Genomic DNA, 19,402 nt, shown 5'->3' with positions numbered 1-19,402 from the left:
CCTCTCAGCCAGACAGAAACGCGAACCGCGCCAGGAAGGCCTGCTGCGCCACTTCCGTAGGCTCGGGCTTCAGCAGGTCGAGGACCTCGCGCGGCAGCGCCTGCGGCCGCCCGAAGAAGCGCAGTGCCTCGGCCCGCTCGAAACCGGCGAGCTCGGTCGCCTCCAGGAAGGCGGCGACGTGGTCGGCTTCCTTGGTCTTGCGCTTCACCAGCGCAGGTGTCGCCGCCGGCAGGGAAAAGCGCAGATGGATCGCGCCGAGCAGGCGCAGCTCGACGCCCTTGTAGGCATCGCCCATCACCGCCTTGAACGGCGAGATCATGTCGCCGATGACGTATTCCGGCGCATCGTGCAGCAGCGCCATCAGCCGCCATTGCGACGGCCAGTCGGGGTTGAGATGGCCGGCGATCGCCTCGACCAGCAGGGAATGCTGCGCCACCGAGAAGGAGTGGGCGCCGCGCGTCTGGCCGTTCCAGCGGGCGACGCGGGCGAGGCCATGGGCGATGTCCTCGATCTCGACGTCGAGCGGCGAGGGATCGAGCAGATCGAGCCGCCGGCCCGACAGCATGCGCTGCCAGGCGCGCGGAGGGGCTGGGGGCTTCGCCATGGTCAATTGGCCGGCGCTGCTTCTGTCGGTGCGATGGACTGGCGCGAGGCCCTGATGTCGTCAAGGCTCGCGCGCGGCCGACCGTCCGACAGGAAGTTGTCGTCGCTCAGCCAGGCTTCGATCGCCTCCCGGTGCAGGGGCCATTCGTCATCCAGGATCGAATGCCAGGCGACATCGCGCGGTGCTCCCTTGACGATCGCGGCGCGGCGCCAAACGCCTTCCTGGCGAAAGCCATAGCGTCCGGCGGCACGCAACGAAGCCGCATTGCTCGCAGCGCAACGCCAGACCATCCGCCGGTAGCCAAGATCATCCATGGCGTGCCGGATGAGAAGGTAGATCGTTTCGGTCGCCGCGCGGGACCGCTGCAGGCGTGGAGAGAACCAGATGCTGCCGATCTCGATGGCGGCGTCGGCAGGGTACACGTCGCAAAGGGACAACCAGCCCTCGACGCGGCCGCTGGAATCGGGCCGCACAGCCCAGAATGGCTGATCATCGCGGGACGACAGATCCGTGAGCAGCGCGGACAGGGCTTCGATCGTCGCAGGCGGTCCATAGCGCAGGAACGACCAGGACGCCTCGGCATCTGCCGCCGCCTCCCACAGCTCGTGCAGATGGTCCTGTCCCAGGGGCTCGAGCGTGACGTGGCTCCCCCGGTGGACGCAGCGCTCCGGAAAGGGCCAGCGACGCACGGCCTGTGGATACTTCGACATCCAGCTTGCCTCGCCTAGCGGCTGTCGCGCGCGAGAGCCGCGCATTCCTGCCAGCGGAAGCAGCCGGTGAGGTGGTCGTTGACCATGCCGCAGGCCTGCATCACCGCGTAGACGATGGTGGGGCCGCAGAAGGTGAAGCCGGCAGCCTTGAGCTCCTTGGAGATCGTCTTCGACACGGCGGTCTCCGCCGGCACCCCCTCATGGGTCCGGAAGGTATTCTGGATCACCCGGCCGTCGAGATGCTTCCAGAGGAAGTCGGTGAAGGGCTGCTTCTCGCTGATATCGAGATAGGCCCGCGCATTGCGGATCGTGCCCTCGATCTTGCCGCGATGGCGGACGATGCCGGCATCGGCCAGCAGGCGCTGAACATCGGCCTCGCCGAAGCGCGCGACCTTCTCCGGCTCGAAGCCGGCAAAGCCCGCCCGGAAGGCGTCGCGCTTGCGCAGGATGGTGATCCAGGACAGGCCAGCCTGGAAACCGTCGAGCATCAGTTTTTCCCAGAGCGCGCGGGAATCGTATTCCGGCACGCCCCATTCGGTGTCGTGATAGGCGAGGTAGAGCGGATCGCTCCCCGGCCAGACGCAGCGATATTTGCCGTCCGGTCCCTGGACCGCCTCGCGCCCGCTGATGACGTCGCTCATGCCGCGGCTCCGAATTCAGGCTCGCCCGGGAAGGGGAAGCGGATGAAGGCGGGCTTCTGCAGGGTGAAGGCGAGGCCGCCGGCATCGAGCTCATGGCCTGCAGTGAGCGCATCCGCCACCCGGTCGAGCCGGAGCAGGGCAAGGCCGCGCCCCCTGGCGCAGGAGCCGACGCGGCCGAGCAGCTTGCCGCCGGCGCTGGCCTCGACGCCGTCCTCAGGGTTCAGGCCCTCGCTGAAGACCACCGGCACGACCCGCGAGCGGGCCGTGCCCCGGTGCTGCATGCGCGAAACCACCTCCTGGCCGATGAAGCAGCCCTTCTTGAAGGAGACGCCGCCGAGTTGGTCGAGCAGCGCCTCGTGCGGGAAGGTGTCGCCATAGGCGAAGTCGCGCCCGCCATCGGGAATGCCGAGCGCGATGCGGCGGGCGTGATAGTCGTCCATCTCGCCGCCGGCGATCTCCTCGACGCCGTCGCGGTCGGTGATCGCCCGGTCGCCGAGTTCCGGCAGGCGCGGATCGGCATAGCGCAGCCCGGCCTCCTCCGGCAGACGGCCGCCATCGCCAGCGACGATGACGGCGGTGCTTTCGGTGAGGTCGTCCAGCGCCACCTTGGCGCGCAGCTTGTAGAGTTTCAGGCGCTTCATCAGATCGGCAGTCTGGAGGAGCGGGCAATCGAGCAGGAAGCCGCCGCCATCCTCCTCCGTCACGGCGACGACGAGAAAATCGCCGATGATCTTGCCCTGCGGTGTCAGCAGTGCACCGTAGCCGGCCTTGCCGGGCGTCACCTCGTCCATCTCGTTGGTGACGATGTTCTGCAGAAAGTCGCGGGCATCGTCGCCGCTGACGCGGATGACGCCGCGGTCGACCAGTCTAATCGCCGGCATGTCGGACCTTACGCTTCGTGGTGGCTGCGGCTGGGCGCCGTTCGTTGGGGATAGTTAGGTCGCTTCGGCGCCGTCCTCAACCAGTCCCGCGCCGGCAATGGCGATGGCGATGCGGTTTTCCCTGGGCTCGCCAGAAAACGGGTGCCCTCGGGCGGAAAAGCGATGAGGCCGAAAGGCCCTCGCACGGCCTGCTGACAATGGCTCCGTTCCTGCCAGAATGGCCTTCGCCAGCGTCATGGAGGCCGTGCCATGCCGAAGCCGTCCTTCGATCAAGCCGGGCTGTTCAGCGATGCGGCACGGCGGGCCGCATTCTTCCGCGAGACATTGCCGGATCGGCGGCAGCGGCCGCTGGCCGACTATGGCGAGATGCTGCGCAGCCTTGCAGCGCCGACGCCGGAAACGGGTCTGCCGGCCGACGAGGTGATCGGAGCGCTCGACGAACAGATGCAGCCCGGGCTTCACGCCATGGCGGGCCGGCGTTTCTTCGGCTGGGTCATCGGCGCGTCGCATCCTGTCGGCGTCGCGGCCGACTGGCTGGCCAGCGCCTGGGGCCAGAACGCGGGCAATCATCAGGCATCGCCGGCGGCCGCCGCAACGGAAACCGTCGCGGCCGGCTGGCTGCTCGACCTGCTCGGACTGCCGCGGGAAGCGTCCGTCGGCTTCGTCACAGGGGCAACGGTCGCCAACTTCGTCTGCCTCGCAGCGGCGCGTAGCGAGGTGCTGCGGCGCGTGGGCTGGGATGTCGAGGCGCGGGGCCTGTTCGGGGCGCCGCCGATCAAGGTGGTGATCGGCGACGACGCGCACACCACGGTGTTCTCGGCACTGCAATTGCTCGGGCTCGGCCATGACCGCGTCGTCAGGGTCGCGACCGATACGCAGGGGCGGATAGAGGCCGAGGCCTTCGCCGTGGCGCTCAAGGCCAGCGAGGGGCCGGCGATCGCGGTACTGCAGGCCGGCCAGATCAATACGGGCGCCAGCGATCCTTTCCGCCGGCTGATGCCGTTCGCGCACAGGCACGGGGCCTGGATCCATGTCGACGGGGCTTTCGGGCTCTGGGCGCGTGCCAGCGCGCAGACAGCCGAACAGGTCGCCGGTGTCGAGGAGGCCGATTCCTGGGCGACCGATGGCCATAAGTGGCTGCAGACGCCCTATGATTCCGGCTACGCGATCATCCGCGACAGCCAGGCGCATCGTCGCGCGATGACGGCGGCGGCGAGCTATTTGCCTGAGGTCGCGGCGGGCGAGCGCGATCCCAGCCATTTCGTGCCGGAGCTGTCGCGGCGGGCGCGGGGCTTTCCCAGCTGGGCGATGATCCGCCATCTCGGCCGGGCCGGCATCGCGGCGATGATCGAGCGGCACTGTGCCCTGGCACGCCGCATCGCGCAGGCTCTCGAGAGCGAGCCGGGGATCAGTATCCTCAACCAGGTCTGCCTGAACCAGATCGCTGTGCGCTTCGGCTCGGAGCTGCCGGTCGCGGAGGGCGATACGCTGACGCAGGCGGTGATCGCCCGGCTGCAGGCCGACGGCACTTGCTTCGCGGGGGGCGCGAGGTGGCGCGACCGCGCGATCATGCGGCTCTCGGTGATCTCGTGGCAGACTGATACCACGGATGCCGACGCCACGGTGGCCGCGATCCTCTCCGCCTGGCGCGCCTGCCGCGGCTGAGTTCAGCGGCGGCCCTGTCCCGCTCGCCGCCTCCATTTCGACGCGCCGACGATGGCAGCTTCCACTGCTGCAAAAAAAATGCGCCCGGATCTGAAAAAAGCTTCGGCGGCCTGTCGATCTCGCCGCGCCTCGTTCGACGTGAAGACAGAGGGCAGGAATTCTCCTGCTCCGGACACCAAGGCAAAGCGAACCCTAGAGGCAGGAGAAGACGGATGCGCGTCATGGTTCTGGTCAAGGCCGATAAGGACAGCGAAGCCGGCGTGATGCCGAGCGAGGACATGCTCACCAAGATGGGCGCCTATAACGAGGAGCTGGTGAAGGCCGGCGTGATGCTGGCGATGGACGGGCTTCATCCGAGCGCGAAAGGTCTGCGCATGCGCTTCTCGGGCGCGGAGCGGATGATCACCGACGGCCCCTTCACCGAGACGAAGGAACTGCTCGCCGGGTTTTGGATCTGGCAGGTCCGTTCCTTCGACGAGGCGATCGAATGGCTGAAGCGCGCGCCCTTCGACGGCGGCACCGAGATCGAGCTGCGGCCGGTCTTCGAGATGGAGGATTTCGGCGAGGTGCTGACGCCGGAACTGCGCGAGCAGGAAGAGCGGGTGCGCGCCGAGGCGGCGAAGCTCGCCAGCTGAACTTGGCCCCCTGTCAAAGAATGGCCGTAGCGCAGCTCGGCCGGTCCGTTCACCGACCCAAGGAGAATTCCGATGCGTTTCATGATTCTGGTCAAGGCGACCAAGGACAGCGAAGCCGGCGCACCGCCGAGCCAGGAGCTGCTCGAAGCGATGATGGCCTACAATGAGGAACTGGTGAAAGCCGGCATCATGAAGGGCGGCGATGGCCTGCAGCCGAGCGCGAAGGGCGTGCGCGTGCAGTTCGATGGGCCAAAGCGCGCCGTCGTCGACGGGCCCTTCGCCGAGACCAAGGAGCTCGTCGCGGGCTACTGGCTCTGGGAATGCGCCTCGCTCGACGAGGCGATCGCCTGGGTCAAGCGCTGCCCCAATCCGATGCCCGGCCCTTCCGAGATCGAGATCCGGCCGCTCTACGACCTTGCCGATTTCGGCGAGATCGTCACGCCGCAGACCGAGGCGACCTGGCAGCGGCTCAAGAGCGAGATCGGCGACTAGAGGCGTTAAGCCGCCCGACGGCCGCCGTGGCCCGGGCGGCTTGCCAGCCGGCGATCCTGATGCTGTCTATCGCAGCCGATGTCGGCGAGCGATACACACCGCACTATCGAGGCGGTCTTCAGGATCGAGGCTCCCAAGCTGATCGCCGGGCTGGCGCGCGTCACCCGCGATGTCGGCCGGGCGGAGGAGCTGGCGCAGGACGCGCTGGTCGCGGCGCTGCAGCAATGGCCGGGCGAGGGCGTGCCGCGCAATCCCGGCGCCTGGCTGATGCAGGCCGCCAGGCACCGCGCCCTCGATGGGCTGCGCCGCGACAAGATGCTGAAGCGCAAGCACGAGGAGATCGGCCGCGATCTCGACGAGGAGGCCGATCCGATCGTCGAGATCGAGGAGGCGCTCGATGACGAGGTCGGCGACGACCTGCTCAGGCTGATCTTCACCGCCTGCCATCCGGTGCTGGCGGTCGAGGCGCGGCTCGCGCTGACGCTGCGCCTGATCGGCGGTCTGACCACCGAGGAGATCGCCCGCGCCTTCCTGGTGCCGGAACCGACCATGGCGCAGCGCCTGGTGCGGGCGAAGAAGGCGCTGGCCGAGGCGAAGGTGCCCTATGAGGTGCCGCATGGGCCGGAGCTCGCAGAGCGGCTCGGCTCGGTGCTCGAGGTCGTCTACCTGATCTTCAACGAGGGCTATTCCGCGACCGCTGGCGAGGATTGGGTGCGTCCGGGGCTGTGCCAGGAGGCGATGCGGCTCGGGCGCATCCTTGCCGGGCTCGCACCGCAAGAACCCGAGGTGCACGGCCTCGTCGCCCTGATGGAACTACAGGCCTCGCGCCTGCGTGCCCGGATCGGCCAGGACGGCCAGCCGGTGCTGCTGCTCGACCAGAACCGGGCGCTCTGGGACCATCTGCTGATCAATCACGGCCTCAAGGCGCTGGAGACGGCGCGGGCGCTGGCGCCGTCGCCGGGGTCTTACGTCCTGCAGGCGGAGCTTGCGGCCTGCCATGCCCGGGCCCGCAGGGCGGAGGATACCGACTGGGCGCGGATCGCGGCGCTCTATGGCGCGCTCGGCGCGCTGACGCCCTCGCCGGTGATCGAGCTCAACCGGGCGGTGGCGGTCGCGATGGCGGAGGGGCCGGCGGCCGGGCTCGTGCTGGTCGATGCGCTGGCCTCGGCCCCGGCGCTGAAGAACTACCACCTGCTGCCGAGCGTGCGGGCCGATTTGCTCGGCAAGCTCGGTCGCCATGGCGAGGCGCAGGCCGAGTTCATCCGCGCTGCGGGCATGACCAGGAACCAGCGCGAGCAGGCCCTGCTGCTGGCGCGGGCGGAGAAGGCGGGTGTTGCCGGGAAGGGCGAGAGCATCGGACCGAAAAGTGGAAGCCACTTTTCGGGTGAATCCGATGCTTAAACAAAAGGCTGGATCGCCAACTTGCGTCCAATAAAGCGCGCGGCGATCTAGTGGCGCGTGCCGGTCGTGAAGGTGCCGGTGCGGAGCTTTTCCGGCAGGGCCTCGGCGAAGACGGCGGTCGCCTCCTCGCCATAGGTCTCGACCAGCGTCCGCATCGCCGCGAACAGGGCGGCATGGGCGAGCGCATCGGAATCGAGCCCGTCCTGACGGCCTTCGACGAAGGCGTCCTCGATGTAGCAGTAAGCGACGCGGCGAGCGTCCCTCACATCTTCGGCGAGCAGCGGGTCGAGCGGCAGATCGTCGGAGAGAACGGACATGAAGGCTTCAGAACCCGGCAGGCGACAACGTGGCGCGGTTTCGATCGGACATGCGATTCGGGCGTGTCCAGTTCGAGCGATGATCCGAAAGTTTATAGGTGGAGCCACCGCCGGGCGCCATCATGGTCTTTAAGAAAGGTTAATTTGCAGGGGAGAGTTTTGAAGATGTGCGGCATTCTGGCACAGAATCAGCCGCCAAAGCGCCCGGCCAGGGCCCGCGCCAGCTTCTCGCCCTCGCCGGCGAGGCGGGCGGACGCCTCCTGGCTGCCTTCGCCGCAGACCCGGTGCGTCGCCGAATAGGCCCGAAAACCGCGGTTGTAGGCGCTGGCCAGCCGCTCGCGCCGCTGCGGGCCGCGCCCTTCCGATTCGAGCAGCGCCGCCATGCGCTCGCGCCAGTCCTGCGCCTCGCGGGCGCCGCACAGCGTGCGCAGATAGGCGAGCGAGCCCATGATCTCGGCGAGCTTGAGCAATTGGGGCTCATAAGGAGGCGGGGGCGCCTCGGGTTCGGGCGCCGGCGCCTCCTGGCGCGGCGAAGCGGGCGGAGACTGGCGCGGCTGATTCTGTTGGCTCAAGGCCGGCCCACCGGCGAGGAGCGCGCAAAGCAGGGCCGAGCCGAGGCGCCGCGCCGTCATGGGCCGCCGGTCTCCTTCGCGAAGATGGCGGCGGCGCGGCGCAGCACGTCGCCGAGTTCGCGCGTCGTCGGAATGCCGCCGAGCCGGAGCGGATCGGCCCACATCACGGCGCCCGCCTCAGGCCCGGGCTTCGGCTCGCCAGCGAGCCATTCCCCGACGAAGGAGGCGACGACGAAGTGATGCGTCACGGCGCCCTGCGGATCACGCCCCATGATCTCGACATGGCGGTTGAAGCCGATGATCCGGGCGCTGACGCCGACCTCTTCCTCCAGCTCGCGCAGGGCCGCGGCCTCGAGGTTCTCGCCGAGCTCGACCTTGCCGCCGGGCAGCGACCAGAGCTGGTCGGCCGGCGGCTTGGTGCGGGTCGCGAGCAGGACCTTGCCGTCACGGAAGACGGCGACCGAGGCGGCCAGTACCGGGCGCACCGGCTGCTTGCCGGCCGCCGGGAAGGGGATGATGCGGCCGCCCTGCGCGCTCAAACGTGCTGCCCGCCATTAATGTGCAATTCGGCGCCGGTGACGTAGCTCGAGGCGTCGGTGCAGAGGAAATAGATCGCCTTGGCGACCTCCTCGGTCTTGCCGAGCCGCTGCATCGGCAGCTTCTCGACGATCTTTTCGGTCCCGGGCGAGAGGATCGCGGTGTCGATCTCGCCGGGCGAGATCGCGTTGACGCGGATGCCGAGCGGGCCGAAATCGGCCGCCATCTCGCGGGTCAGGCTGGCGAGAGCCGCCTTCGAAGTGGCGTAGGCCGCGCCGGCGAAGGGATGGACGCGCGAGCCGGCGATCGAGGTGACGTTGACGATCGTGCCCTTGGCCGCGGTCAGTTCGTCGAGCAGGCCGCGCGCCAGCATGATCGGCGCGAAGAAATTGACCTGGAAGACCTTGTGCCAGTCGTTGAACGAAGTCGTCGCCGCGCCGAGGCGCGCGCCGCCGGCACCCTTCGGCGAGATGCCGGCATTGTTGACCAGCGCATGGAGCTTGCCGCCCTCGGCGGCGAGGCGCTTCTTGATCTCGGCGATGCCGCGCATCGTGTCCTCGGGGTCGCCGAGATCGATCTGGACATGATCATCGGCGCCCGACGGCCAGGGGCACTTCTCCGAGAACGCCTGGCGCGAGCAGGAGAGGATGCGCCAGCCCGCCATCGCGAACTGCATGACGGTGGCATGGCCGATGCCGCGGCTGGCACCGGTCAGCAGCATGACCGGGCGCTTGCCCGGCTCGGTCTTCGGAAAGTCGAATTTCGGCATCGGCATGTCGTGGGACTTCCCTCAGGGGTAGAGGCGGGTCTTCGTCCAGGCCTCGCTCGGCGAGGCGCGGCGGAAGACGATGCGGTCGTGCAGCCGGAAGGCGCCGTCGCGCCAGAATTCCATATACACCGGCGTGATGCGAAAGCCCGTCCAGTGCGGCGGGCGCGGGATTTCCCCGACGCCGAACTTCAGCGCATAGCTCGCGACCGATTTTTCCAGAGCGAACCTGCTCTCCAGAGGCCGCGACTGCTGCGAAGCCCAGGCGCCGATCCGGCTGTCGCGCGGGCGCGACTGGAAATAGGCATCGGCCTCGGCATCGCTGACCAGCGCGACCGGGCCGCGGATGCGGATCTGGCGGCGCAGGCTCTTCCAGTGGAACAGCGCCGCGGCCTTGTTCTGGCCGAGCAGTTCCTCGCCCTTCTGGCTCTGCGTGTTGGTGTAGAAGACGAAGCCGTCCGGCCCGCGGCCGTTCAGCAGGACCATGCGGACATTGGGCAGGCCGTCGGCGTCGACGGTCGCGAGCGCCATGCCGTTGGGGTCGTTCGGCTCGGAGGTCTTGGCCTCCTCGAACCAGCTCTCGAACAGGGCGAAGGGCTCGCTGGCCTCGGTGAAGTCACCGCTCGTTAACGCATTCACGTGCTTAATCCTCGAAGGTTTCAGGAAGCGTCGGGCGAGCGCGATCCGTAATGCGATTTGAGTTGCGAGACATATATAGGCCCGCAGGGCGAGCGGGCCAGAGCCCGTATGAGCGCAGCCCGGTTGCGCGCCGGGCATCCTTCGCCGGGGCGCTGCTGCTGGCGCTGGCTTCGGCCGGCTGCTCGATGTCCTTTCCGATCCTCGGCTTGTCGAGCAAGGCCGAGGACGAGGTCGCCATGACCACCTCCTCGGTGCTGCCGGCACGCGGCGGGCCGGAGCATGGTCCGCTGGTGGCGCTGGCGCCCGATCTCGGCCCGGAAGACTGGCGCCGGGCGGAAGGCGCGATGGCGCTCGCGCTCGACCCGCAAGGCAATGGCGCTCCGGTCTCCTGGGACAACGCCCAGAGCGGCATGAAGGGTACCTTCACCCCGGTGGGCGGGCCCTTTCTGAAGGAAGACGAGATCTGCCGGGCCTTCCTCGCCTCGATGGCGCTGCAGAGCGGTCCGGTCAGGCTGCAGGGTACGGCCTGCCGGCCTTCCGGTGGGGAATGGGCGGTCAAGGACGCCAAGACCTGGAAAGGCGCGGCCTGAGCGCAGTACCCCTGTTGCCAACGCGCCACAGTCACCCCATCTAGGAAGCGCTTCCGGCGTGCCGGGAGACTCAATTCATCAGGGGTGCATGTATGCGTGATCCGTATCAGGTTCTGGGCGTGGCGAAATCGGCGAGCGATGCCGAGATCAAGAAGGCGTATCGCCGCCGCGCCAAGGACCTGCACCCCGACCGCAACCAGGGCGATCCGAAGGCCCAGGACCGCTTCGCCGAGCTGAACGGCGCCTATGAGATCCTCGGCGACGAGGACAAGCGCAAGCAGTTCGACCGCGGCGAGATCGATGCCGAGGGCAAGCCGAAATTCTCCGGCTTCGAAGGCATGGGCGCCGGCCGCGGCGGCGCGCGCCAGGGCGGCTTCGAATATCATTTCGGTCAGGGTGGCTCGCCCTTCGGCCAGGGTGGCGATGCCGGCTTCGATCCCGCCGACATCTTCGGTTCGCTGTTCGGCGATGCGGCGCGCCGTGGCGGCCGGGGCCGCGCGAGCCCGCCGCCGAAGCCGCCGGAGCAGAGCTTCACGCTCGAGGTCGCGCTGGCCGATGCGGTCAACGGCGCGACGCGCCGGGTCAAGCTGCCGGGCGGCCGCGAGGTTGAGGTGACGATCCCCGAGGGCGTCGCCGACGGCAAGGTGATGCGCCTGCGCGGGCTCGGCCAGCCGCACCCGGTGACCGGCGAGAGCGGCGACGTCTTGATGACGATCAAGGTCAAGCCCGATTCGCGCTTCACCATCGACGGCCATGACCTGCGCAGCCGCGTCGCCGTGCCGCTCGCCACCGCCGTGCTCGGCGGGCCGGTCCATGTGCCGACCCTGTCCGGCGCCGTCGAGATGAAGGTGCCGCCGCTGACCAGCACGACGCGGCAGTTCCGCCTGCGCGGCAAGGGCCTGCCGACCGGCAAGAAGGGCGAGTCCGGCGATCTCTTCGTCGCGCTCGACATCGAGATGCCGGCGGAGGATGCCGAGCTCACGGCGCTGATGAAGGCGCGCGCCGGCTGATCTGATCGTGCCGGGCGAAGTCCTCGCCCGGCCGGCCGCGGCAGACCATAGGTAACCCGGCTGCGCGGTCGCCGGTTTCGCTTCCCGGCCGAATCCGCCTCTTATCCAAAGCGTTAGAACCGGCCCGCAGCGAAAAGCGGTTCCCAGTTTTCGCCGCCTGCTCTAAGAGACCCTCCGGTTCGTCCAGTTTGAAGGTCTCAGATGGCTGATTCCAGCAGCGCCGCCCCCACCGCCAACCTGCTCAAGGGCAAGCGCGGCCTCGTCATGGGTGTCGCGAATAATCGTTCGATCGCCTGGGGCATCGCCAAGGCTGCCGCCGACGCCGGCGCCGAACTCGCCTTCACCTATCAGGGCGATGCGCTGAAGAAGCGCGTCGAGCCGCTGGCGCAGCAGCTCGGCGGCCATGTCGTCGGCCATTGCGACGTCACCGACGGCGCGTCGATCGACGCGGTCTTCGCCGAGATCGAGAGGCTCTGGGGCAAGCTCGACTTCGTCGTCCACTGCATCGCCTTCTCCGACAAGGACGAGCTGACCGGCCGCTATGTCGAGACGACCGAGGCGAACTTCACCAAGTCGCTGCTGATTTCCTGCTACTCCTTCACCGCCGTCACCCAGCGCGCCGAGAAGCTGATGACCGATGGCGGCTCGATGCTGACGCTGACCTATTACGGCGCCGAGAAGTGGATGCCGCATTACAATGTGATGGGCGTCGCCAAGGCTGCGCTGGAATCGAGCGTGCAGTATCTCGCCGCCGATCTCGGTCCTTCGAAGATCCGCGTCAACGCGATCTCCGCCGGCCCGATCAAGACGCTCGCCGCGTCCGGCATCGGCGATTTCCGCTACATCCTGAAGTGGAACGAATACAACTCGCCGCTGCGCCGGACGGTCACCATCGAGGAAGTCGGCGAGACCGCGGTCTTCCTCGTTTCCGACATGTCGCGCGGCATCACCGGCGAGATCATGCATGTCGACGCCGGCTACCATGTCGTCGGCATGAAGGTGCCGACGGCACCGGACATCACGCTCGACAAGGGCGAGTGAGCGCAGGCGCGCCGGTCATCGGACCGCGCTGAGCCACGCCGACATTGTCCCGGAGAAGCCGTGTGGCGGCGCTGCTCCGGGATCCATCGGATAAGGTGTCGGGCTTTGTGATGGGCGCCCTGTGCCCGTTTCGCCGTTCGCCGACCTAAAGACGCTGCGGCCGCCCGAGCATGGCCTTCAGCCGCGCCGTCTCCGCATCGTCCCGTTTGACGTCGCTATCCGCGGTTGCCGCCAGCAGCGCGCCGACCCTGAAGCCCCCGATCATTTCATCCGGCGCGATCTCGGCGAGCGGGGCCAGCACGAAGGTGCGCTCGGCGATGCGGGGGTGCGGGATCTGCAGGCCGGGACGGTCGATCATCTGGCCGCCATAGGTCAGGATGTCGATGTCGAGCGTGCGCGGCCCCCAGCGCTCGCGGCGCTCGCGGCCGCTCTCGCGCTCGATGGCGAGGCAGAGATCGAGCAGTTCCTCGGCCGAGAGCGAGGTTTCCAGCAGCACCGCCATGTTGCGGAATTCCGGCTGGTCGAGCTTGCCCCAGGGGGCGGTGCGCCAGACAGAGGAGAGGGCCGCCAGCCCGATCGCGTCATGGTCGCGCAGCCGCGTAAGCGCCGCGGCGAAGGCGGAGACGGGATCGCCGAGATTGCCGCCCAGGCCGAGCGTCGCCTCAAGCCTCACGCTGGAAATCCAGCTTGATGCCGACCGATTCCATCCGGCCGGGGATCGGAGGCGAAGGCTTGCGCAGGGTGACCGAGACGCGGGTCACAGGCGGGTATTGCGCCAGGATCGCATCGGCGAGGGCGCGTGCCGCGGCCTCCAGCAGTTTGAAGCGCTTTGCCGAGAAGGTCCGGGTGACGAGCGCGACGACCTCGCCATAGTCGACGGTGTCGGCAAGGTCGTCGCTGACCGATGAGGCGCGCAGGTCGCAGTCGAGGACGAGGTCCATCGAGAAGCGCTGGCCGAGGCGGCCCTCCTCGGCGAAATGGCCGTGATAGGCGTAGAGGTCGAGCGCCTCGATGAAGATCTGACCGGTCGCGCTCATGCCGTCCTCCTGATCGCGGCCCAGATCTTGAGCGCGTCGACATGTTCGTCGATGTCATGGGCCCGGATGATCGCGGCGCCGCGCATCACCCCGTAGAGATGGGCGGCGAGGGTGGCCGCGAGCCGCTCGGCCGGGATCTTCTTGCCGGTGACTAGGCCGAGAGTCGATTTCCGGGAAGCGCCGAGCAGGACCGGGCAGCCGAGCGCGTTCGGCAGCCGGTCGAGCTTCTCGATCAGGGCGAGGTTCTGCTCCGGCGTCTTGCCGAAGCCGATGCCGGGATCGAGGACGATCTGCCCGCGCGGGACGCCGGCGGCGACGGCGATGCCGATCGACTTTTCCAGGAAGCGCAGGACATCGGCGAGGATGTCGATGCTGGCATCGATGCCGTCACGGTTGTGCATCAGCACCATCGGCGCGCCGAAACGGGCCGCGACCTCGGCGATGGCCGGCTCGCGCTGGGCTCCCCAGACATCGTTGACGATCGCGGCGCCGGCCTCCAGGGCCGCCTCGGCGACGTCCGCCTTGTAGGTGTCGATCGAGATCGGCACGGGGCTCGCTGCCGCGATGCCGGCGATGACCGGCAGGACGCGGGCGAGCTCGGTCTCGGCCTCGAGACGCTCATGGCCGGGTCTCGTCGATTCGCCGCCGATGTCGACGATCTCGGCGCCTTGTTCCGCGAGCTTCAGGCCATGGGCGATGGCGACGGCAGGATCGGCGAAGAGGCCGCCATCGGAGAAGGAATCGGGCGTGACGTTGACCACGCCCATCAGCAGGGGGGCGGATCCGAGAGCGAGCCTGCGGCCGTCCGGCAAGGTGAGAGAGGTGTTCATGCGGCGACCTGGAGGGGCGAGAGCCGCCTATACACAGGCTGCGCGGCCCGGGCCACCGGAAAGCTCGCATGCGTGTGAGGCAGCCCTGCGGCGCTTTCGCCGCTTTGACGCTGCGGGCGCCAGCGTGCATGAGGCTGCGCATGATGCGCATGTCGATTCCGGGCCGCCTTTTCCTCGTCCGCCATGGCGAAACCGATTGGAACCGCGAGGGCCGCCTTCAAGGCTCGCAGGACATCCCACTGAATGCGCTCGGCCGGATGCAGGCGGCGGAAGTCGCCGACCGTCTGCGGGCACTGAAGCCGGAATTCGCGACAAGCGCCTATGTCGCCTCGCCGATGCATCGCGCCCGCGAGACGATGACCATCCTGCGCAACGAGCTTGCCCTGCCGCCCGACGATTACCGCATCGACGAGCAGCTCAAGGAGCTGACCTTCGGCGATTGGGAGGGCTTCACCTGGCGCGAGATCCGCAAGAGCGAGCGCGAGCTCGCCCAGGCGCGCGAGCGTGACAAATGGGGCTTCGTGCCGCCCGGCGGCGAGAGCTACCGCATGCTGGCGGAGCGCATCCGCCCGTCGCTGGAGGGGATGGCGCCCGATACCGTGATGGTGAGCCATGGCGGCGTGGCGCGCGCCGTGCTGGCGTTGATCGGCGCTGTCGACCCGGCGGAAGCCGCGAAGGTCGAGATCTGGCAGGGCAAGATCCTGGTCGTCGAAGGCGACAAGGCGAGCTGGAAGTAACCGAAAGCCAGGCTCCGAGAGGAGCCCTTAACCGCGTTTCGGCTTGTCCCTCCGGCGTTCATAGGGCATTCATCGCGGACCGAGCAGTTACGCTCGCCGGGGAGCCGCGCGGCTGCGGCGTTCATGGTCAGGGTTCGAGCGGGCGCGGGCGCGAAGGGGATGCGTCCGCATCGGCATGGATGAAGGTGCGGCTTAGCCGCCGGAGGCCGGAATGCGCAGCGGGTTTTCCGGAGCCCGACCGCACGGCGCCGGTCGCTGCCGTTGCGGGGCAGAATGAACGAGATCAGCGCAATTCCGGCCGATGATCCTGCCAAGGGCGCCCGGCCGCTGGCGATGCTGGCAGGCGAGAAGCTGCCCGAGCTGATCCGCGACGAGGTGCTGGCGGAGATTTTCGCCGCGACCGTCGCGAGCCGCCCCGACCATACGGCGATGATTTCCGGCGCGCGCCGGCTCACCTACGCGCAGGTCTGGGAGCAGGCCCAGGCGCAGGCGCGCGGGCTGGCTCTCGCCGGCATCGGCCCGGGCGACATGGTCGGGCTCTGGATGTCGCGCGGCATCGATCTTCTGGTGGCGCAGATCGCGATCACCCTGTCCGGTGCCGCCTGGCTGCCCTTCGATGCCGAGGCGCCCGTCGAGCGCATCACGACCTGCCTCGACGATGCCAGCGCCAAGGGGCTGGTGACGCAAGCGGACTGGAAGGCGAGGGCGGCCGCCACCAACCGCACGGTCTGGTCTCCGCAGGAGCTTGCGGCCGCGAGCGACGGCACCTTGCCGCCGGCCCGCCCGGCCGGGCTGACGCCCGACCATCCGGCCTATCTGATCTACACCTCGGGCTCGACCGGCGTCCCGAAGGCGATCGTCATCAGCCATCGCAATATCTGCCACTTCCTGCGCTCCGGGAACGTGCTCTACGGCATGGGGCCGGACGACATCGTCTTCCAGGGCGCCTCGGTCGCCTTCGACCTGTCGATGGAGGAGATCTGGACGCCCTATCTGGCCGGCGCGACGCTCTTCGTGGCCTCGCCGGAGATGATGGGCGATGCCGAGAAGCTGCCCGCGATCCTGACCGAAGCCGGCGTCACGATGATCGACACGGTGCCGACGCTGCTCGGCATCCTCCCGGCCGACATTCCGTCCCTGCGGCTGATCATTCTCGGCGGCGAGGCGCTGCCGCCGGCGGTCGTGCAGAAATGGTCGAGGCCCGGCCGGCGCATCCTCAACAGCTATGGGCCGACCGAGGCCACGGTGGTCGCGACGGCAGCGCTGGTCGAGCCCGGCGAGCCGGTTACGATCGGCCGGCCGATCCCGAACTACACCGCTTACATCGTCGACGAGGAGATGAAGCTGACCGGAGTCGGCCAGCAGGGCGAATTGCTGATCGGCGGGCCGGGCGTTGCCAAGGGCTATCATTTGCGGCCCGAGCTGACGGCCGAGAAGTTCATCGCCAACCCGTTCGGCGGCACGGAGGATCCGATCCTCTACCGTTCGGGCGACGCGGTAAGCCTCGACGAGAACGGCAATATCGTCTTCCACGGCCGCATCGACGACCAGGTCAAGATCCGCGGCTTCCGCGTCGAGCTCGGCGAGATCGAGACCGCATTGTCGGATGAGGCCGGCATCAGCCAGGCGGCGGTCGTTCTGCGCACCGATGACGGCATCGAGCGGCTGGTCGCCTTCCTGGTCGGCGAGCCCGGCGTGCAGCTCGAGGGCGCGGTGCTGCGCGCCTCGCTGCGCGAGAAGCTGCCGCCCTATATGATCCCGGCGCATTTCGAGCCGATCGGCTCTCTGCCGCGCATGGTCTCGGGCAAGGTCGACCGCAAGATGCTGAAGGCGGCGCCCTTGACGGTGCCGGCCGCGAGCGGCGAGCAGGAGCCGCCGCGCAACGAGACGGAAGCGACACTGCTCGACGCCGCCAAGCGCGTGCTCGGCGCCCAGGCCCTGCCGCTCGAGGCGGATTTCTTCGTCGATCTCGGCGGCCATTCGCTGCTGGCGGCGCGCTTCATCTCGATCGTGCGCGAGACGCCGGCGCTGGCCGGCATCACCCTGCAGGACGTCTACGGCGCGCGCACCTTGCGGGCGATGGCCGAGCTGCTCGACAGCCGCGGGGCACAGGTCGCCGAGGATCTCTCCTTCACCCCGCCCTCGTTGCTGCGCCGCTTCCTCTGCGGCCTCGCCCAGGCGGCGGCGCTGCCGATCATCATCAGCCTGTCGACGGCGCAGTGGCTCGGCATCTTCGTCAGCTACATGCTGCTTTCGGGCGAGGAACTCTCGCTGGCGGGGCAGGTCTTTGCGCTGCTCGGCATCTATGTCGCGATCACGATCTCGACCGGGTTCATCGCGATCGGCCTGAAATGGCTGGTGCTCGGCCGGACCAAGCCGGGCGTCTACCCGCTCTGGGGCGTCTATTATTTCCGCTGGTGGTTCGCCTCGCGCGTCGCCGGGCTCGTCCACATCAAATGGCTGCAGGGCACGCCGGTGATGCGCTTCTACTGGCGCCTGCTCGGCGCCAAGGTCGGGCGCGACGTCATCATCTCCGATTACGAGGCCGGCGCTGTCGACCTGATCGAGCTCGGCGACTACACGACGCTCGGCTCCAAGACGACCTTCGCCAATGCCGAGGCGGTCGGCGCCAACCTGATCATCGGGCGGATCAAGATCGGCAAGGACGTCTATGCCGGCTCCTCCGTGGTGTTCGGCCATGACTGCGTCGTCGGCGACCATGCCGAGATCGGCGACCTGACCCCGATCGCGCCCGGCATGACGGTCGGCGAGGCCGAGATCTGGGATGGTTCGCCGGCCCGCAAGACCGGCATGGTCGACGTCGCGGCGCTGCCAGAGCAGGCCAGGGCCAGCACCGGGCGCCGCGCCCTGATGACGCTGTTCTACATCGTCATGCTGATCGTGCTGCCGCCGATCAGCCTCTTGCCGATCTTCCCGGCCTTCTGGCTGTTCGACAAGATCGACAACTGGGTCGCGACCTGGTCCGAAGTCAGCTATCTCTGGTATCTGCCCTTCCTGACCTGGCCGACGGCCATCGGCCTGATCTCGATCACGGTCTTCCTGATCATCGCGCTGCGCTGGCTGATCCTGCCGCGCGTCAATTCCGGCACCTATTCGATCCATTCCGGCTTCTACGCCCGCAAATGGACGGTGGCGCTGGCGACCGAGGTGACGCTGGAGACGCTCTCCTCGCTGTTCGCCACGATCTACATGCGCTTCTGGTACCGGATGATGGGTGCCGGCATCGGCAAGGGCTCGGAGATCTCGACCAATCTCTCCGGCCGCTACGACATCACCGGCATCGGCGCCGGCAACTTCATCGCCGACGAGGTGATCTTCGGCGACGAGGACATGCGCCGCGGCTATATGCGCCTCGACCTGACGAAGACCGGTGACCAGGTCTTCGTCGGCAACGATGCGGTGGTGCCGCCCGGCTCCGTGATCCCCGACAAGGTGCTGATCGGCATCAAGTCGAAGCCGCCGGCGAACGAGCTGATGTCGCCCGGCGACACCTGGTTCGGCTCGCCGCCGATCAAGCTGCCGACACGGCAGAAGGTCGATCTCGGCGCCGACTGGACCTACAAGCCCTCGCTCGGCAAGAAGCTGGCGCGGGCCGGCTTCGAGGCGCTGCACACCTCCTTCCCGGCGATGCTGTTCATCACCTTCGGCACCATCGCCGTCGACCTCGTGCTGCAGCAGAAGATCTTCGACCGCGACTGGGTCGGCCTCGGGCTCGCCTTCATGGGCTGCGCCATCGTCATCGCCATCATGCAGGCGCTGATCTGCGCGCTGATGAAATGGTTGCTGATGGGCGTCTACAAGCCGGTGATGAAGCCGATGTGGTCGTTCTGGGCGATGCGGACCGAGGCGGTCTCGGTGCTCTACTGGGGCCTCGGCGGCAAGGTGCTGTTCGACTATCTGCGCGGCACGCCCTTCCTGCCCTGGTTCCTGCGCCTGTTCGGCGCGCAGTACGGGCAGGGCGTCTGGCTCGACTCGACGGATATCACCGAGTTCGACTGCATCAAGGTCGGCGATTTCTGCACGGTCAACGCCCATTCGGCGCTGCAGACCCATCTCTACGAGGACCGGGTGATGAAGGTCGGCCGGGTTCATCTCGGCAAGGGCGTCTGCGTCGGTGCCGGAGCGACCGTGCTCTACGACACCCATGTCGGGGATTACGCGCAGATCGGCCTGCTGACCGTGATCATGAAGGGTGAGAACATCCCGGCGAATACGCGGTGGGAAGGCGCCCCGGCCGTGCCGGCCAAGGCGGCGCATTAGGGGCGCTGAAGCCGGC

General features: G+C 68.2%; 21 protein-coding genes. 9 read left to right on the top strand and 12 right to left on the bottom strand.

The window, feature by feature from the left end; genetic code table 11:
* Positions 1-4 precede the first annotated feature (4 nt).
* From RKE40_RS07500 to ygfZ, 4 genes are read right to left on the bottom strand one after another with little or no spacing between them, the layout of a single operon-like run.
* A complete protein-coding gene (locus RKE40_RS07500) occupies positions 5-604 on the bottom strand; it encodes a YfbR-like 5'-deoxynucleotidase (protein ID WP_316017611.1) in 600 nt (199 codons plus the stop codon).
* A gap of 2 nt (positions 605-606) precedes the next feature.
* The gene (locus RKE40_RS07495; protein ID WP_316017610.1) at positions 607-1,314 is read right to left on the bottom strand and encodes a GNAT family N-acetyltransferase; all 708 of its coding nucleotides are present in this window, start codon (positions 1,312-1,314) and stop codon (positions 607-609) included.
* Between the two features lie 14 nt (positions 1,315-1,328).
* Positions 1,329-1,955: a DNA-3-methyladenine glycosylase I gene (locus RKE40_RS07490; protein ID WP_316017609.1), complete on the bottom strand. Its 627-nt coding sequence runs from the start codon at positions 1,953-1,955 to the stop codon at positions 1,329-1,331.
* Positions 1,952-2,836, bottom strand: a complete 885-nt coding sequence (gene ygfZ, locus RKE40_RS07485) for a CAF17-like 4Fe-4S cluster assembly/insertion protein YgfZ (RefSeq protein WP_316017608.1) — start codon at positions 2,834-2,836, stop codon at positions 1,952-1,954. Before ygfZ ends, RKE40_RS07490 begins: the two co-directional genes overlap by 4 nt.
* Before the next feature lie 249 nt (positions 2,837-3,085).
* Between ygfZ and RKE40_RS07480 the strand changes: the two genes are divergently transcribed.
* From RKE40_RS07480 to RKE40_RS07465, 4 genes are all read left to right on the top strand, one after another.
* Entirely contained in the window at positions 3,086-4,501 is a 1,416-nt protein-coding gene (locus tag RKE40_RS07480) for a pyridoxal phosphate-dependent decarboxylase family protein (protein ID WP_316017607.1), read from the top strand.
* Between the two features lie 212 nt (positions 4,502-4,713).
* Positions 4,714-5,136, top strand: a complete 423-nt coding sequence (locus RKE40_RS07475) for a YciI family protein (protein WP_316017606.1) — start codon at positions 4,714-4,716, stop codon at positions 5,134-5,136.
* A 72-nt stretch (positions 5,137-5,208) separates the two neighbouring features.
* A complete protein-coding gene (locus tag RKE40_RS07470; RefSeq protein WP_316017605.1) occupies positions 5,209-5,628 on the top strand; it encodes a YciI family protein in 420 nt (139 codons plus the stop codon).
* A gap of 78 nt (positions 5,629-5,706) precedes the next feature.
* Entirely contained in the window at positions 5,707-7,029 is a 1,323-nt protein-coding gene (locus RKE40_RS07465) for an RNA polymerase sigma factor (RefSeq protein ID WP_316017604.1), read from the top strand.
* A 47-nt stretch (positions 7,030-7,076) separates the two neighbouring features.
* Here the strand turns inward: RKE40_RS07465 and RKE40_RS07460 are convergent, their stop codons facing one another.
* The 5 genes from RKE40_RS07460 to pdxH all read right to left on the bottom strand — a co-directional run bounded on the left by RKE40_RS07460 (position 7,077) and on the right by pdxH (position 9,860).
* A complete protein-coding gene (locus tag RKE40_RS07460) occupies positions 7,077-7,346 on the bottom strand; it encodes a hypothetical protein (protein ID WP_066476165.1) in 270 nt (89 codons plus the stop codon).
* Between the two features lie 188 nt (positions 7,347-7,534).
* Entirely contained in the window at positions 7,535-7,978 is a 444-nt protein-coding gene (locus RKE40_RS07455) for a TIGR02301 family protein (RefSeq protein ID WP_316017603.1), read from the bottom strand.
* Complete coding sequence (locus tag RKE40_RS07450) at positions 7,975-8,457, bottom strand: NUDIX hydrolase (RefSeq protein WP_316017602.1); 483 nt, start codon at positions 8,455-8,457, stop codon at positions 7,975-7,977. Before RKE40_RS07450 ends, RKE40_RS07455 begins: the two co-directional genes overlap by 4 nt.
* Positions 8,454-9,176 (bottom strand): SDR family NAD(P)-dependent oxidoreductase, encoded by a 723-nt coding sequence (locus tag RKE40_RS07445; RefSeq protein ID WP_066476462.1) that lies wholly within the window; start codon positions 9,174-9,176, stop codon positions 8,454-8,456. The genes RKE40_RS07450 and RKE40_RS07445 overlap by 4 nt, the downstream gene beginning before the upstream one ends.
* 69 nt (positions 9,177-9,245) lie before the next feature.
* Complete coding sequence (pdxH, locus tag RKE40_RS07440) at positions 9,246-9,860, bottom strand: pyridoxamine 5'-phosphate oxidase (RefSeq protein ID WP_316017601.1); 615 nt, start codon at positions 9,858-9,860, stop codon at positions 9,246-9,248.
* Between the two features lie 185 nt (positions 9,861-10,045).
* Between pdxH and RKE40_RS07435 the strand changes: the two genes are divergently transcribed.
* The 3 genes from RKE40_RS07435 to fabI all read left to right on the top strand — a co-directional run bounded on the left by RKE40_RS07435 (position 10,046) and on the right by fabI (position 12,501).
* The gene (locus tag RKE40_RS07435; RefSeq protein ID WP_316017600.1) at positions 10,046-10,450 is read left to right on the top strand and encodes an RT0821/Lpp0805 family surface protein; all 405 of its coding nucleotides are present in this window, start codon (positions 10,046-10,048) and stop codon (positions 10,448-10,450) included.
* Between the two features lie 92 nt (positions 10,451-10,542).
* Positions 10,543-11,460, top strand: a complete 918-nt coding sequence (locus RKE40_RS07430; protein WP_316017599.1) for a DnaJ C-terminal domain-containing protein — start codon at positions 10,543-10,545, stop codon at positions 11,458-11,460.
* 201 nt (positions 11,461-11,661) lie between these two features.
* Positions 11,662-12,501: an enoyl-ACP reductase FabI gene (gene fabI / locus RKE40_RS07425; protein ID WP_316017598.1), complete on the top strand. Its 840-nt coding sequence runs from the start codon at positions 11,662-11,664 to the stop codon at positions 12,499-12,501.
* Positions 12,502-12,646: 145 nt separating this feature from the next.
* Here fabI and folK read toward each other — a convergent pair whose 3' ends face one another.
* The 3 genes from folK to folP are packed head-to-tail and all read right to left on the bottom strand — an operon-like array spanning position 12,647 to position 14,368.
* Positions 12,647-13,174, bottom strand: a complete 528-nt coding sequence (folK, locus tag RKE40_RS07420) for a 2-amino-4-hydroxy-6-hydroxymethyldihydropteridine diphosphokinase (RefSeq protein ID WP_316017597.1) — start codon at positions 13,172-13,174, stop codon at positions 12,647-12,649.
* Positions 13,164-13,538 carry a dihydroneopterin aldolase gene (gene folB / locus RKE40_RS07415; RefSeq protein ID WP_316017596.1) on the bottom strand — a complete coding sequence of 125 codons (375 nt, stop codon included), beginning with the start codon at positions 13,536-13,538 and terminating at the stop codon, positions 13,164-13,166. Before folB ends, folK begins: the two co-directional genes overlap by 11 nt.
* The gene (folP, locus tag RKE40_RS07410; protein WP_316017595.1) at positions 13,535-14,368 is read right to left on the bottom strand and encodes a dihydropteroate synthase; all 834 of its coding nucleotides are present in this window, start codon (positions 14,366-14,368) and stop codon (positions 13,535-13,537) included. The genes folB and folP overlap by 4 nt, the downstream gene beginning before the upstream one ends.
* A 140-nt stretch (positions 14,369-14,508) precedes the next feature.
* Here folP and RKE40_RS07405 point away from each other — a divergent pair, with 140 nt between their 5' ends.
* Positions 14,509-15,105 (top strand): histidine phosphatase family protein, encoded by a 597-nt coding sequence (locus tag RKE40_RS07405; RefSeq protein WP_316017594.1) that lies wholly within the window; start codon positions 14,509-14,511, stop codon positions 15,103-15,105.
* 273 nt (positions 15,106-15,378) lie between these two features.
* Positions 15,379-19,386, top strand: coding sequence for a Pls/PosA family non-ribosomal peptide synthetase (locus RKE40_RS07400; protein WP_316017593.1), 4,008 nt, complete (start codon positions 15,379-15,381; stop codon positions 19,384-19,386).
* Positions 19,387-19,402 lie beyond the last annotated feature (16 nt).

The sequence above is a fragment of the Allobosea rubneri genome (assembly GCF_032464875.1).
In the GTDB taxonomy this organism is placed as follows: domain Bacteria; phylum Pseudomonadota; class Alphaproteobacteria; order Rhizobiales; family Beijerinckiaceae; genus Allobosea; species Allobosea rubneri.
Note: the sequence above shows the minus strand (reverse complement) of the source record. Positions and strands in the feature narration are given on the sequence as shown.